General features: G+C 68.2%; 13 protein-coding genes. 6 read left to right on the forward strand and 7 right to left on the reverse strand.

The window, feature by feature from the left end; genetic code table 11:
• Positions 1-54 precede the first annotated feature (54 nt).
• Together PQB87_RS38160 and PQB87_RS38165 are read left to right on the forward strand one after the other, a co-directional pair.
• Entirely contained in the window at positions 55-804 is a 750-nt protein-coding gene (locus tag PQB87_RS38160; RefSeq protein WP_153491055.1) for an SDR family NAD(P)-dependent oxidoreductase, read from the forward strand.
• A gap of 28 nt (positions 805-832) precedes the next feature.
• Positions 833-1,066 (forward strand): hypothetical protein, encoded by a 234-nt coding sequence (locus PQB87_RS38165; RefSeq protein WP_301862138.1) that lies wholly within the window; start codon positions 833-835, stop codon positions 1,064-1,066.
• 65 nt (positions 1,067-1,131) lie between these two features.
• Here the strand turns inward: PQB87_RS38165 and PQB87_RS38170 are convergent, their stop codons facing one another.
• Complete coding sequence (locus tag PQB87_RS38170; protein ID WP_301862137.1) at positions 1,132-1,557, reverse strand: hypothetical protein; 426 nt, start codon at positions 1,555-1,557, stop codon at positions 1,132-1,134.
• Between the two features lie 236 nt (positions 1,558-1,793).
• The gene (locus PQB87_RS38175; RefSeq protein ID WP_027792441.1) at positions 1,794-3,218 is read right to left on the reverse strand and encodes an aminotransferase-like domain-containing protein; all 1,425 of its coding nucleotides are present in this window, start codon (positions 3,216-3,218) and stop codon (positions 1,794-1,796) included.
• Positions 3,219-3,771: 553 nt separating this feature from the next.
• On the opposite strand from PQB87_RS38175, the gene PQB87_RS38180 reads away from it, so the two are divergent.
• A complete protein-coding gene (locus PQB87_RS38180) occupies positions 3,772-5,949 on the forward strand; it encodes a DUF4132 domain-containing protein (RefSeq protein ID WP_301862136.1) in 2,178 nt (725 codons plus the stop codon).
• Between the two features lie 10 nt (positions 5,950-5,959).
• Here the strand turns inward: PQB87_RS38180 and PQB87_RS38185 are convergent, their stop codons facing one another.
• Positions 5,960-7,372, reverse strand: coding sequence for an aminotransferase-like domain-containing protein (locus tag PQB87_RS38185; protein ID WP_301862133.1), 1,413 nt, complete (start codon positions 7,370-7,372; stop codon positions 5,960-5,962).
• Between the two features lie 231 nt (positions 7,373-7,603).
• Between PQB87_RS38185 and PQB87_RS38190 the strand changes: the two genes are divergently transcribed.
• Together PQB87_RS38190 and PQB87_RS38195 are read left to right on the forward strand one after the other, a co-directional pair.
• A complete protein-coding gene (locus PQB87_RS38190) occupies positions 7,604-8,833 on the forward strand; it encodes an NAD(P)/FAD-dependent oxidoreductase (RefSeq protein ID WP_489244535.1) in 1,230 nt (409 codons plus the stop codon).
• Between the two features lie 40 nt (positions 8,834-8,873).
• On the forward strand, positions 8,874-10,025 hold the full coding sequence (locus PQB87_RS38195) for a branched-chain amino acid ABC transporter substrate-binding protein (protein WP_021157897.1): 1,152 nt from the start codon (positions 8,874-8,876) through the stop codon (positions 10,023-10,025).
• A gap of 30 nt (positions 10,026-10,055) precedes the next feature.
• On the opposite strand, the gene PQB87_RS38200 is transcribed toward PQB87_RS38195, so the two are convergent.
• The 3 genes from PQB87_RS38200 to PQB87_RS38210 all read right to left on the reverse strand — a co-directional run bounded on the left by PQB87_RS38200 (position 10,056) and on the right by PQB87_RS38210 (position 12,553).
• Complete coding sequence (locus PQB87_RS38200; protein ID WP_111941871.1) at positions 10,056-10,964, reverse strand: hypothetical protein; 909 nt, start codon at positions 10,962-10,964, stop codon at positions 10,056-10,058.
• Positions 10,965-11,053: 89 nt separating this feature from the next.
• Positions 11,054-11,377, reverse strand: a complete 324-nt coding sequence (locus tag PQB87_RS38205) for a TfoX/Sxy family protein (RefSeq protein ID WP_059687460.1) — start codon at positions 11,375-11,377, stop codon at positions 11,054-11,056.
• 243 nt (positions 11,378-11,620) lie between these two features.
• Entirely contained in the window at positions 11,621-12,553 is a 933-nt protein-coding gene (locus tag PQB87_RS38210) for a GlxA family transcriptional regulator (RefSeq protein ID WP_489244538.1), read from the reverse strand.
• Between the two features lie 83 nt (positions 12,554-12,636).
• On the opposite strand from PQB87_RS38210, the gene PQB87_RS38215 reads away from it, so the two are divergent.
• Entirely contained in the window at positions 12,637-13,353 is a 717-nt protein-coding gene (locus PQB87_RS38215; protein ID WP_222153834.1) for a DJ-1/PfpI family protein, read from the forward strand.
• A 36-nt stretch (positions 13,354-13,389) separates the two neighbouring features.
• On the opposite strand, the gene PQB87_RS38220 is transcribed toward PQB87_RS38215, so the two are convergent.
• Positions 13,390-15,126: a site-specific integrase gene (locus tag PQB87_RS38220; protein WP_489244539.1), complete on the reverse strand. Its 1,737-nt coding sequence runs from the start codon at positions 15,124-15,126 to the stop codon at positions 13,390-13,392.
• Positions 15,127-15,171: the final 45 nt, after the last annotated feature.

Genomic DNA, 15,171 nt, shown 5'->3' on the forward strand with positions numbered 1-15,171 from the left:
TTTCGTGGCTCCGATCACCCAGAACCTTTTACTGGTTGCCAAAGGAGTCGGAAAATGAATGATTCGCCCGTAGTACTTGTAACGGGAGCGCTTTCCGGAATCGGTCGCGCGACTGCGATTGCCTTCGCCAAAGAGAAAACCCGACTGGTCATCTCGGGCCGTCGGCTTGAAGAAGGCAGGAAGTTCGCGGAGGAACTACGTTCGTCCGGTGCCGAAGTGGAATTCCTGCAAGCGGACGTGCGTTTCGAGGAACAGGTGCAGGCCCTGATCGACAGCGTCGTTGCCCGCTTTGGTCGCCTGGATATTGCGGTGAACAGCGCCGGTTACGAAGGCGACCCGGCACCGATAGTCGAACAGAGCGTCGATCAATACGCTTTCGTTTTCGATACGAATGTTCTCGGCACGTGGCTCGCGCTCAAGCACGAGATCCGCGTCATGACAGCCCAGGGCGGCGGGAGCATCGTCAATGTATCGTCGACGATGGGGATTCGCGGCGCGCCAAGGAACGCACTTTATGTCGCCAGCAAGCACGCCGTCGAGGGTCTCACGAAATCCGCCGCGCTCGAGACAGCCGCGTTCAATATTCGGGTCAACGCAGTAGCACCAGGGCCGATACAAACAGAAATGCTCGACCGGATAACGGGTTCCGAATCGGGCAAGGCGGCGATGCTCGCCACCGTGCCACTTAAACGTGCGGGAACGCCTGAAGAGATTGCGGATGCAATCATGTTTGTGGCATCGAAAAAAGCGAGTTTCATGACCGGGGAAATTCTCCGGGTCAACGGAGGACGAACTGCTGCGTGAGACTTGCGCACAGTGAACACGTGACTGCATGACATCGCTCGCCCGCCTGCAAGCGAAAAATCCAGGGGCCATTCAGGGGCGAAAAGTCAGTGCACTGATCAGTCGCCGCTGTCAGCGCACTTTCGACGCAGGGCGTGATCTCCACGGCCCTGCGGCGGCTGGTTTCGAGCGTCGTTCGGACATTCCGAAAAACCAGTCGAACAGCGGCAGTGGATCGATCACGGCCCTTGACGAAGCGACGGCGAAGCAATCTCGGACCTGATCTGACGCTGACTGACAGATCAGGTCTCGATTTACGCAAGGAAGTGCTGTTCGAGCACAGCGTGTTCACCGGTCACGAGACTGGTCCGCTGTCGGTACGACAAGTTCGGCGCCAGTTTCGCCCACCGGATCATGCCCAACCGGCACCGCCCCGGGCACAACCTGTCGTCTCGGAGAAATCTTCGTGACGTTGCGCGGCGCACCGTCGACGAACACTGTGTCCTGCTTCGGAAGCGGTGTGGCAACGCCGCGGCCCAATGCTTCTTCGAGCGAGTGCTCCGCACCGGACAAGATCGTCACCGATCCGGAGCTTGCAAGAGTGAGCATGTTTTCGTCAAAACGGCTGCGCGCATGAACAGCCGCGCCGAGAACAGTCATCCGCCCAAGCGCGAACTCAAGCGACGCATGCGCAGCTTTCGACTGCCGGGGCGGAAGCAGGCATTCCTGCCGTGCTTCGCTCCGATTCGCCAACACTTCGCGTTCAGTCGTCATTTGCTGCGGGCTTCACGCCACCGCAAGCAACTTCGCGACGCGATTCGAAACCCGGCGCCCTTTCACCGGTATTACCCCGAATCCATGCGGCGACGCCTGCATGGCAGCGTCAACAGTGTGGCGTTGTCCTGCCAACGACAACGTGGCAAAGCTCATCGCCCTCCCCCGCCAAACCAAAAACAAAGCCGGCCCCAAGCCGGCTTCGTCATGCCCCCTCGAGCAACAACACGCCCCCGTCACTTCATGCAAGCCGAGGCGAGCTTCCCCACGGCAATCACCGCCTGCTCGATCTCCGGCGACCACGGACTGCTGTAGTTCAGCCGGATGAAGTTCCGGTAGTTGTCCGTGATCGAGAACATGTAGCCGGGCCCGATCGTGATGCCCTGCTCCAGCGCGAGCTGGTACAGCCGCATCGCATCGACCTGCGCGGGCAACTCGACCCACAGCACGTACCCCCCCGCCGGGCTCGAGATGCGCGTGCCTTCCGGGAAAAACCGCGACACCATCGCCCGCATCAGGTTCGCCTGCTGCGCATACGCCTTGCGCAGGCGCCGCAGGTGATGCTCGTAACCGTCGCGTTCGAGAAACTCCGCGATCGCGAGCTGCGGCAGCGACGGCGTCGCGAGCGTGTTCAGGAATTTCAGCTTCTCGACCTGATCGCGATAACGGCCCGGCAGCGCCCAGCCGATCCGGTACGCGGCCGTCAGGCTCTTCGAGAACGACGAGCAATGCAGCACGATCCCGTTGCGGTCATACGACTTCAACGAACTCGGATGTGCATCGCCGAAATACAGTTCGTTATACACACCGTTCTCGATCAGCGGCATTCCGGCCTTCGTCGCGAACTCGACCAGTTCGCGCTTGCGTTCGTCGGGCATCTGGAAGCCGAGCGGGTTCTGGAAGTTCGGCATCACCATGCACGCGGCGATCGGCTGCGACTTCGCGATCGCGGCCAGCGCGGCGATGTCGATCCCGTATTCCGGATGCGTCGCCACCTCGATCGCCTTCATCCCCATCCGCTCGATCGCGTGCAGCATCGCGTAGAACGTCGGCGATTCCACCGCGATCGTGTCGCCCGGCTTCGCCACCGCCTGCAGGCACAGGTTGATCGCCTCCGTCGCACCGACCGTCACGATGATCTCGTTCGGGTCCACCGACATCCCGTTTTCCAGGTAGCGCCGTGCAATCTGCCGGATCAGCCGCGGATGGCCCGGCGGCAATCCGTCCGTCACGCCCCACAGCGACTTGTCGCGGCCGGCCGCATACGCGTAGCGGTTCAGCTTCTCGAACGGGAACAGGCTCGGGTCCGGGTACGGCGAGCCGAGCGGCACCGCGTCGTCGGTGCCGATCGAGCGCAGCGTCGACAGCACGAGCCGGCTCACGTCGACCGACGACGAGATCGCGATCGGCTTCGACGGCCGCAGCTCGCGCACCGGCGCATGGCCGTCGTCGCGCCGCAGGTTCACGAAATAGCCGGACTGCGGGCGGCTTTCCAGCAGCCCGCGGCTTTCCAGCAGCAGATACGCGTGCAGCACGGTCGTGATGCTGATCCGGTGCTGCTGGCTTGCCTGCCGCACCGACGGAATCCGGTCGCCGTGCCGGTACACGCCCTGGCGGATCAGGCGCTCGATGTCGTCCGCGAGCTTTTCATAGAGTTTCATCGCGTGCCTCCCGCCGGCCTGCGCAGCCGCCCCGCCCCGCTGCGCGCATCCGATACGCACGGGTTCCGCCCGTCGACCGGGCCATCGTGGTTCCTGATCTTTCCCTCCGGTTTTGCCTTTTCCATCGCACTGGCTCGCTCTTGAAGATGCGCCAACAGGGTTCCGGTACGACTGGATCTGCGGCACTGTGCCCTTGATGGCAGAATATTAAGAGCAGAACAGTTGGCGACGAGTACACACATCGTCCGCGCGAACAAGAGTACAGTTCGGCGCGAATCGCGCATCGCGGGAGAACTGTACGTCTTATGAAACGGCCGGGCCGCCGCAAGCGGCGCACAGCGTGGCCGGATCGGCCCGGAACGCCCGCCGCACGGCCTTCCGCCCGGCTGCATCAATTGGGGTGCAATACTGTGCGTCCGCTCGGTTTTCATTCCCGGAGTCAGACCATGCAGTACACGATCGAACAGGCATCCGACCTCGGCGGCGTGATCCGTGACGCCCGAAACGTACAGAAATGGCGCAGGAACGACGCGGCCGGCACCGAGGCCCACGGATGACTGATCGCGCCCTCGTCGACCAGCTCGTCGCGCGGCTGACCAGCCGCGCCGACCATCAGCGCTTCACCGGCGCGCCGATCGACCTGTCGACACTCGACGCGCACGCGCTCGGCGCGGTCTGGCCGGCCCTGCGCCGTGTCGAGTACGAGATCATGGTGCACGACCAGGCATTCGAGGATCCGCGCGCCGATTTCGCTCGCTGGCTGCACCGGCAGATCGATGCGCTCGGACTCGTGCCGCTCGTCGACGCCGATGCCGCGCTCGAACTGTTCCGCGACATCCCGGCCGGCGGCTGGAAACGCGCACTGGAGGAATTGCCCTGCCTCGACGCGCTGCCGTCGCCCGCGCTGCAGGCCGAACTCGCGCGCATCGCGGGCGAGCCGGAGGAAGGCGACGAGCGCACCGCGTCCAGCACGTATGGCGTGTATACGCTCGACCGGTTCGCCGGCCGCCGCGACTTCTCGGCGCGACGCGACGCGTATGCGCAGGCGCTGGCGGATTCGCCGTTTCGCGTGCGCGAACTCGACGTGCTGCCCGAACTCGGGCTGGCCGGGCTGCTCGCGCTGGCCGCGACGAACAACGGTTATTTCGCGCCGAGGCGGTTGTGGCTCGACTTGAGCGATCCGGCCGTCACGCTCGCGGAAGACGCCGCGTATGTCGCGTTCGCGCGCGATGCGCTGACGGAAGCCGCGCAACGACTGGCGGCGCTCCATGCGGGCGCCGTCCCATACGAGGCCGATCGTGCATTCACGACCGACGACGCGCAGGTCGTCGCCCGGGCCGCCCGCGTGGCCGCCTATCGCGACGAAGCGTGGCTGCGCCCGTTGATCGGGCCGCTGCTGACCGGCGTATGCGTCGCGCCGACGGCCGCGAAGACCGCGCCGTCCCAGTCGCTCGCGATCGCGCTCGGCCACGCGGTCGAGACGATCCCGACCCCCGAGGGCGTGCGCGCGCTGCGCGATGCACTCGCCATCGTGCGTCACGCCGGCGTGCAGAAGAAGCTGGCACGCAACCTGAAACCGGCCGAACGCGCGCTCGGCGAGCGGCCGCACACCGCGCTGCGCATGACGCTCGACGCAAAGCCCGACAAGAAACAGCTCGCGATGCTCGCGACCTGCATGGAAGCCGGCTTCTGGCAGTCGATGACGCTCGGCCACGCCGAATGGCGCGAACGCCTCGTCGATGCGCCGGCCGGCGCCGCGTTCGCGGCGCGCACGATCTGGCACGCGCGCGGCCGCGATGGGTCGACGCAGTCGTTCATGCCCGAGATCGCAAAGGGCAAGGTCGTGCTGCGCGACGCGGCCGGGCACGCGATCGACATCGCCGGTGACAGCGACATCCGGTTATGGCACCCGCTGCTGGCCGATGCGGACGAGCGGCTCGCGTGGCAACGCGCGATCGTCGGCCGCACGCTGCGGCAGCCAGTCAGGCAGGCCTTCCGCGAATACTACGTACCGGCCGACGGCGACGCGTCCGCGAGCGATTCCGCGATGTTCGAAGGCCACGTGCTGTCGAGCCGGCAGTTGATCGGCGTCGCGCGTCGCGAAGGCTGGTCGATCCGCGCGTACGACGACGGGCTCGTCCGCGAATTCGGCGACGTGCGCGCGACCTTCTTCGTCGATGCGCGGCTCTATCCGGGCTCGGAAAGCCACGGCACGTCGCGCCGGCTGCACTTCGAACGCCGGCACGACCGGCACTGGATACCGCTGCCGATCGGCGAAATCGATCGTGTGGTGTTCTCGGAAGTGGCGCGCGCGGTCGATCTGCTCGTCAGCGTCGCCGCGTTCGCGCTCGACGACGACGCAACCCGCGCGGCGACGGCCGCGCTCACGGCCGACCCGGTACGCCAGCGCGAGCGCGAAGCACAACGCTGGCAGCGCCTGAACCGGTTGTCGGACGTGCCGCTGGGCACGATGGCGCGGCATCGCCGGCACGTGCTGTCGCTCGTGTTCGCCGGGCCGGTGGCGCAAGGGAAGATGACGATCGATGAACGGCACGTGCGCGTCGGCGCGTGGTCGGTGCATTGCGCGACCGGGCGTGTGATGCGCGACGGCGAGCCCGTCGATGCCGCGATCGAGCCGCCGCCGTCGCCGCTGAGCGCGGTGCCGTGGCTGCCTTACGACGAAGCGCTGCTGCAGCGGATCGTCGACGTCGTCGCGGGGTTGCTCGATTGAGCGGACGCCGTCAGATCGAACCGAACAGCGCGCGCGGCCGGTCCTTCAGCGTGCCGGCGAGAATCCGCAGCCCGTTGACGAGTTCGTCGCGCGAGGCCGGGCACGCGAGGTTGATGCGCACGCCGTGCTCGATGTCCGCGCGATCGACCGCGAACGTCGACGACGGCATCACGATCACGCCGCGCGCCTTCGCGTTCGCGGCGAAGTCGTCGGCACGCCACGGCGGTGGCAGGCGCAACCACACGAACATGCACGCCGGATCGGATTTCAGCTGCCCGGCCGGCAGCAGCTCCCGCGCCAGATCGACGCGCGCGCGGATCTCCACGAGTTGCGCGCCCATGATCCGCTCGGCGGTGCCGTCCTCGATCCACACGGTCGCGATCAGCATCGACGTGGGGGCCGGCATCCACGCGGTCGTGCGCACCGCCTCCGCGCACAGTGCGACGCTGTCGCGCGGGCAGCTCAGATAGCCGAGGCGCAGCCCCGGCGCGAGGATCTTCGACGTCGCGCCGATATGAAACGTCAGCTCGGGGCACAGCCCCGCGATCGCCGGCAGCCGGTCGCGCACGAGCGGGCCGTATACGTCGTCCTCGATGATCGTCACGTGATGGCGGCGCGCGATGTCGACGAGCGCCATCCGGCGCGCGAGGCTCATCGTCGTCACGGTCGGGTTCTGCAGGTTCGGCACGACGAAGATCGCCTTGACCGGCATGCGCTGGCAGATCCGCTCGATCTCGTCGGGCAGCAGGCCGTCGTCGTCGGCCGGCGCGCTGACGATCTCGAACTGGAATACCGGCGCGAGCGCCTTGAGCCCGTAATACGTGAGGCGGTCGGCCACGATCACGCCGTCGGTGCCGATCAGGCTGTTCAGCACCGCGTACAGCCCGTGCTGCGCGCCGCTCGTGACGACCACCTGGTCGCGCGACGGCGCGAAGCCCGGCGCGGCGAGCCACTGCGCGCCGGCGGCACGCGCCCAGTCGGGGCCCTGCGGCGGCTGGTATTCCTGGAGGGCGGCGAAACGCGGGTCGTTCGGCAGCGTGCCGAACGTCTGCGCGAGGCTCGCGAGAAACTCGCCGGTGGCCGGGCGGTTCACCGTCAGGTCGATCACGCCGTTGCCCGCCGCGAGCGACGCGCGGGTCGGCTCGATGCTCGGCATCGCGCCGCCGGTGACGAGCGAGCCGCGCCGTTTGCTGCCGATCACGAGGCCGCGCAGCTGCAATTCCTTGTACGCCCGGGACACGGTCGACACGTTGATGCCGAGCTCGGTCGCGAGCTGGCGCTGCGGCGGCAGGCGGCTGCCCGGCGGATACATGCCGCTGCGGATTTCCTCCTCGATCGAGCTCGATACCTCGACGTAGGTCGGCCGCTTCGCCTGCGCCGGCGCGCCGCCGTCGCGCTCGCCGGAAAGTTTGTCTGATGCCATTTATCGCCCGTGACCACACAAAAAGCGTTTGTCTGCCATTTTGACCTGCCCAGCGATTGTATCCGACATCCCCTTCCCGTCAAACGTCAGTTGAAAAGTCTGTCGAATCAGTCAGTTGGAATCGGGTAAACACTAGCGCCACACAATCTCATTTTGATTGCACACAAAAAATTACTGTGTGATTCTTGATCGCAACTTTGTGTGAATCATGTGGACCGGAGGGAACGCGTCATGGCGAATGTCGCCATCGTGGGTGCAGGCTTCATCGGGCTCGGCGCGGCGGCATGGCTGCAGCGCGACGGGCATCGCGTGACGCTGTTCGACCCGGCCGGCATCGGCCAGGGCGCGTCGTTCGGCAATGCCGCGACGTTCGCGCCTTACGGCTGCGTGCCGGTGAACGGCCCGTCGGTGTTCCGCGACATGCCGCACTTCCTGTTCGCCGCCGACAGCCCGCTGCGCATCCGCTGGCCGTACCTGCTGCATGGTGCGCCGTGGCTCGCGCGGTTCCTGCTCGCATCGACGCCCGCGCGCCACGCACGCAGCGCAACCGCGCTGGCCGCGCTGCTGTCGCGCGCCGCCGACGGTTATGCGCCGCTGCTTGCACCGTCGCGGCTCGCCGCGTTCGTGCGGCCGCGCGAATGCCTGTACCTGTATGCGCGGCAGGCGTCGTTCGACGCCGCGCAGCCGTCGCTCGCGCTGCGGCGCCGGCTCGGCGTGCCGTTCGAGACGCTCGACGCGAGCGCGATCCGCCGGCTCGAGCCCGCACTCGCGCCGATCTTCACGCGCGGCGTGCTGTTCGTCGGAAGCTGGCACTTCTCCGATCCGTGCGGATTTCTCGGCGCCCTGTTCGCGCACCTCGCCACCGGCGGCGTCGCGCTCGAACGCGCGCGCGTCGAACGGATCGAGCCCGCCGGCGACAGCGTGAACGTGCATGCGGGCGGCGCCATGCGCGCGTTCGATCATGTCGTCATTGCCGCCGGCGCCCGCTCGCGCGCACTCGCGGCCGCGTGCGGCGACACGGTGCCGCTCGATACCGAGCGCGGTTATCACGTGCAATTCGGCGCGCACGAGCCGATCGTCTCGCGGCCGGTCGGCTGGGCCGAGCGCGGCTTCTACATGACGCCGCTCGACGAAGGGCTGCGCGCGGCCGGCACCGTCGAACTCGGCGGCTTCGACGCGCCGATGAATCCGTCGCTCGTCGCGCTGCTCACGCGTTCCGCGCGCGAAGCCGTGCCGTCGCTCGGCGCACCGACGCGCAGCTGGCTCGGCTTCCGGCCGACGCTGCCGGACGGCGTGCCCGTGATCGGCCGCGCGCGGCGCAGCGCGCGCGTGATCCACGCATTCGGCCATCAGCATCTCGGCGTGACGCTCGCCGGCATCACCGGGCAAATCGTCGCCGACCTCGTCGCCCAGCGCGCACCGCCGCTGGACCTCGCACCGTACCGGGCCGCGCGATTCTGACGCGCGCCGCGACTTTCACCACTGCAAGGAGGCATCCATCATGAATCGTCGTAACTGGCTGGTTTGGCTGGCCGTCTGTTCGATCGGCACGGTCGGCGCATCCGCGCAGGCCGCGGACCCGGAAACCGTCAAGATCGGCTTCGCCGGCCCGCTGACGGGGCCCGTCGCGCGCGTCGGCAAGGATCTGCAATACGGCGCGCAACTCGCGCTCGACGAAGAGAACGCGAAACATCCGACCGTGGGCGGCAAACCCGTGCGCTTCGTGCTCGACGTGCAGGACGACCAGGCCGATCCGCGCATCGCGATCCAGGTCGCGCAGAAGCTCGTCGACGACGGCGTGGTCGGCGTGATCGGCCACTACAACTCGGGCTGCAGCATTCCCGCGTCGGCCGTCTACAAGCAGGCGAACGTCGCGATGATCACGCCCGGCTCGACCAATCCGCAACTGACGATGCAAGGCTTCAAGAACGTGTTCCGCACGATGGGGCACGACGGCGTCGGCGGCGTGGTGGCCGGCCGTTTCGCGGTCGAGCAGCTGAAGGCGAAACGGATCGGCATCATCGACGATCGCACCGCGTTCGGCCAGGGTCTCGCCGACGCGTTCGAGAAGGGCGTGAAGGATGCGCACGGCAGCATCGTGTCGCGCGAATATACGAACGACAAGGCCGTCGATTTCCGCGCGATCCTGACGACGATGAAGAGCAACAACGTCGACCTGCTGTTCTTCGGCGGCCTCGACGAACAGGGCGCGATGCTCGTCAAGCAGATGCGCTCGCTCGGCATCCGCGCGCAGCTGTTCGGCGCCGGCGCATTGAAAAGCAATGCATTCCTGAAGATCGCCGGCACCTCGGGCGAAGGCACGCAGGATCTCGAACCGGGGCCGGCGCTCGACAAGCTGCCGTCCGCCGTCGCGTTCGCGCAGCGCTACAAGGCACGCTTCAACCAGGATGTCGAGCTCTATGCGCCGTTCTCGTACGACGCGGCGCTCGCGATGATCGCGGCGGTACGCAAGGCCGATTCGCTCGATCGCGGCAAGATCGTCGCGAGCCTGCCCGGCGTGTCGGTCACCGGCGTGACCGGAAAGATCTCGTTCGACGAGCGCGGCGACCTGATCAAGCCGCCGTACACGCTGTTCCGCGTCGAACAGGGGCAGTGGCACAGCATCCGCACGGTCGGCGGCGCGTCGAACTGACGCGCGGCGGCGCGACCGCGAGCCACGCCGTCATCGCGCCGCCTGCTGCCGCTGCACCTCCTGCGCTTTCATCTGCAGATACGCGCCGCGCTCGACCTCGTGCAGTTGCTGCGGATACTGCTCGGTTGCGTCGAACCAGCGCGCGAGGCGCTGGTCGAGCGGCTTGTCGAGCGTCGCGAGATACGCATCGATCGCGAGGTAGTAGCGCATCGTGTTGCGCTCCAGCAGCCCGCGCACGCCGCCGACGTACTGCGGCTGCGCGGCCGATCCGCCGACGTTCGTGAAGCCGACCTTGTCGCTGCCGACGGTCGCGAGGTAGGTCTTCATCGCCATGCGGCCGACCGTGCCGAAACCATACGAATACGTGAGATGCAGGAACGTGCGCGACGCGCCGACCGGCACGGCCTCCAGCGCGATCCGGTAATCCTTCGTGCCCATCGGGCCGCTGTCGGCGGTCAGGTCGACCTGGAAATAGTCGGGCGATGCGGCCGCCACGCGATAGCGGAACTGCACGCGATAGGTGTCGGACAGCTTCTGCTGGATCTTGCGGCCGAGGTTCACGTCGAGCACCGGGCCGTTGCCGCCGCCCGATGCATGACAGTACTTCGTGTTCAGGTGCAGGATCAGCACCGCGCACCAGTTCGCGGGGCCCTGCGCGGGATCGTCGAGCTGGCCGCTCACGACCGCGAACGGATAGTCGACCACCGCGTAGATGTCGCCCTTCAGCGACGATGACGCTTCCGCCGATTCGAGCACCAGCGGCCGGTGAAACGCGTTGTCCTTCAGTTGCGCGCCGAGGCTGCGGTAACGGTCGAGCAGCGCCGCCGCATCGTCCGCGCCGAACGACAGCGCGCTCCAGCCCATGCACAGGGCCGCGACGAGCGCGTACCGGGCGCGGCGAGCCAGCCACGTGCCGCGCGGATGTCCGGATGTCTTCATTCTTGTGCTCCCGCCTGGCGCGCGATGGTCGCGCGCATGTGTCACAGAATACGCCTGGCCGCAGCGCAACATTGCATGCGAAGAGGCCGCTATCGACGCCGCTTCACCGGCACCGGCAACTGCGCGGCGGTGATCCGGATCAGCGCCGACAGCCATTCGCGATCGTCCCAGCGCTCGCCCGAGATGACGAGGTGCGGCTTCGCGCCCGGATACGGCGAACCTTCCTCGCACGTGCCGAGAAACGCACGGCCTTCGGGCGTCGGCTTGACGAACAGCCGATCGTCGCAGACGAGCGCCGCCATCTTGCCGTCGCAATAGATACCGTATTCGCCGAACATCTTGCGCGCCGATACCGTGCCGGCCGCCGCCATCTGCTCGACGATGAAATCGACTGTGCGCTGGCTCGATGCCATCCCTGCTCCTTGCAAAAGGTGTATGACCGCAGCGTGTGCCCGACCGTTCCGCCTGATCGGCGGATGCGCTGCGGTGCGTCATCCGTTCGTCGGCGGAACGCGCATTCGGGTGCATTCAGGCACGTGCAGGCATTCCCGGCCCGCAACACGCTGCGTGCCGTGTCATGCCGTGACAGTCACATGACGGCGCGCGGCCGAGCGAGACGACCGCGATCGACGACGTAACAATGCGACAACGCCCGCCTACGAACGCAATGCCGACGGCGCGACGCCCAGCCAGCGATGAAAGCTGCGCCGCATGTTTTCGGTATCGCCGAAACCGCACTCGTTCGCCACGCGCTGCAGCGACACCGCCCCACTTTCGAGCGCGGCGCGAGCGGCTTCCACGCGCAGTTTCTCGACGGCCTTGGCCGGCGTGAGGCCGGTTTCCGTCTGGAACGCCCGCGCGAACTGACGCGGGCTCATGCACGCCTGCTCGGCCAGGTCGCTCACGCGCAAGCGTGCGCCGAGATTGCGGCGAATGTGGTCGAGCAACGGCTTGAAGCGCCCTTGCGCGCTGTCGAGTTCGATCAGCGCCGAGAACTGCGACTGTCCGCCGGGGCGCCGGTAGTACACGACCAGACGTTTCGCGACGGCGCGCGCCAGCCGCTCGCCGCGATCCTCGCCGATCAACGCGAGCGTCAGGTCGATGCCGGCCGTGATGCCGGCGCTCGTCCAGAACGGCCCGTCGTTCACGTAGATGCGATCGAGCGCGAGCCGCACCCGCGGAAACGCCCGCGCAAACCGCTCGCCGCAGCCCCAGTGCGTGGTCGCCAGCCGGCCGTCCAGCACACCGGCGGCGGCCAGCAGCAGGCTGCCCGAACAGACACTCGCCACCCGGATGCCGCGCGCCGCGCAGCGCCGGACGAACGCGCACGTCGCCGCGTCGGCCATCGCGGCATCGACGCCGTCGCCGCCCGCGACCAGCAACGTATCGAGGTCCGCCGCATCCGGCAACGGCTCGGCGTGCCAGCTCACGCCCGACGAACTGCGCACCAGCCCCGGCTGCGCCGCGACGATGCGAACCGCGTAATACGGCGCGCGCGCGTAGTCGGCCATCTCGAACGCGGAAACGGGCCCGGCGGCATCCAGCACCTGGAAACCGGGATACACGAGCATGGCGACGCGATGGGTCATGGCAGAAAGTGCGGGAGAAATGACATTGCGACGGACAGCACGCGGCGCGATGCTACACGCCGCTCATACCTTGGGAGATCGTGATGGCCACCACGCCGTTCGTCGTCGTATTCGCATTGTTCGATCATGTCACGCAGCTCGATTTCACCGGGCCGGACGAAGTGTTCTGGCGTCTGCCGGGCGCGCGGATCCGGCGGGCCTCGGTGCGCGGCGGATCGATTCGCGCGGACAGCGGCCTGACCGTTGCCGAGGTCGAGCGGCTCGCCGACATCGCGCACGCCGATCTCGTCTGCGTGCCGGGCGGGCTCGGCGTGATCGACGCGATCGCCGACGCTGCATTCGTCCGCGAGGTGCGCCGGCTCGCGCTCGGCGCCCGCTATGTTACCTCCGTGTGCAGCGGGTCGCTGGTGCTCGGCGCGGCCGGGTTGCTGCAAGGCAGGCGGGCCGCCTGCCACTGGGCGTGGCGCGACCTGCTGCCGCCGTTCGGCGCGATCGTCGACGAAGGCCGCGTGGTGCGCGACGGCCCGGTCGTCACGGGCGGCGGCGTCACCGCCGGCATCGACATGGCGCTTTCTGTGATGGCCGACCTGGCCGGCCCGGCCTATGCGCAAGCGGTGCAGCTCGGCATCGAATATGCGCCCGAGCCGCCGTTCGACTGCGGACGTCCCGAGCGGGCCGCGCCGGACATCCTCGCGTCGGTGTCCGCGCTGTTCGAGCGCGTGCGGCCCGATCGTCATGCGGTCGTGGCGCGTGCGGCGCAGCACCTTGCGCTGCCCGACGCGAGCCGGCAACCGGCATGACACGCACGCGGCCCGTGCCGGATCGTCGCGACGCCGTTACTTGTCTGCCGCAAACGCGCTCGACATCTGCCGCGCCCGCTTCACGTCGTCGCCGTGCAGGTAGATCGACGTCGTCGAGATCGACGCATGCCGCAGGTTGTCGCGCACGGTCGTCAGCTCCGCGCCGCGCGCCAACGCATGCGTCGCATGCGTATGACGCATCCAGTGCGGGCTCGCCTGCCGCAGCTTCTGCGCGAGCGCGGGATTGTCGGCCTCGACCTGATCGGCCGTCTGCGTGAAGAAACGCTGCATCACCTTCCACAGCCGCACGCTCGTGATCGCGGCCGCGCCGTCTTCCGCGAGGCTCGCGATCAGCGGCGTATCGGGCCGCCAGCGCACCGGCGTGACCGGCAGCCGGCGTGCGACCAGGTAACGGTCGAGCGCCGTGCGCGCGAGCGGCGGCAGCGCGACACGCGCGGCCTTGCCGCCCTTGCCGACCACCTTCAGCCACGCGTCGCCGTGCGCATCCGTCTCGATGCCGCCGAGCGTCGCGCCGACCAGCTCGCTCGCGCGCAGCCCGGTCGCATAACCGAAATCGAGGATGAAGCGCAGCCGTTGCGCGGCGGCCGGCGTCCAGCCCGACTGCGGCGCACCGGCCGCCGTGCCGGTGCGGAACTCGAGCCCGTCGGCGATCGTGCGCACGAGCAGCCATTCGCCTTCGGTGAACGCGTGCGACGTGTCGAGTGCGTTCGCGCCGCGCGTGTCGCGCACCTTGACGCCCGCGAACGGATTCGCCAGCAGGTAGCGCTGCTCGATCAGCCAGCGGAACAACGCGCCGAGCACCGACAGCGTGTACGCCGCCGAACGCGCGGACAGCGCGCCCGAGAACGGCCGCCAGTCGGGCGCGCCGCGCGGCCGCACGGGCCCGACCCAGCGTTCGTGCGGGCTCGGGCGCCGCACGAATGCGCGATACGCGACCGCGTCCTCGGTCGTCAGCGACGACAGCGCGCGGCCGCGCTCGACGATCGCCCACAGGATCAGCCGCTCCGCCTCCTTCCGGTACGCACGCCGCGTCGCGGCCGATTCGTGCAGCGACAGCCACGCGTGCACGGCCGCGTAATCGTTGTCCGCATCGAGCGTGCTGGTCGCGCGCGGCGCGCGGAACGTGCCGGCCGAGCCGTCGACCTCGTGCGGCAGCTTCAACTGCTCCCACGGCACGATGCTGCCGCGCGGCGTCGCCGCGATCAGCGCGCGCGCCCGTTCGGTCAGGTCCGGATGCGCGGCGAAAAACGCCTCGATGTGCCGCGCACCGGCCACGCCGAGGCCCGCGATCGCACGCCACCACTGGCGCCGGCGCGGAATCCGCACCGTGAGATCGGCGAGCGTCGCGATCCCGTGCGCCCGCAGCGCGGTGACCGCACGCGCGGGCAGCCACAGGCCGACGTCGTCGCTGATCTGCGGGACCGGCGCGCGCGCATGACGCAGCAGGCCGATCGCTTCGGCAGCCGCCTTCGCCTCCCGAATACGCTCACCGTCGGGATGACCGAGACGCTCCGCGAGATCGGGCCGACCGGCCTGCCGTGCGACGCGCACGAGGCGGCGGCGAACCCCGCCGATCACGCCGCGCGCCGAGCGCCCTTCGCCGAGACGATCGGGCAGGTAGCGTTCGACGGCCTGGCGCACGGTCATGCCCGCGTACCATGCGCGCAGCGCGGCCAGTTCGTCAGCGTCGGGATAACCTGCGGGCGCAGGCGCGGAATCGGAGGAAGGCGGTGAGGCGAAGCGCGGTTTCATGGGCGCCAGTTTGACAGAAGCGCGCGTGGCCGGATACGTCGTGCA

The sequence above is a fragment of the Burkholderia sp. KL41 genome (genome assembly GCF_057005415.2).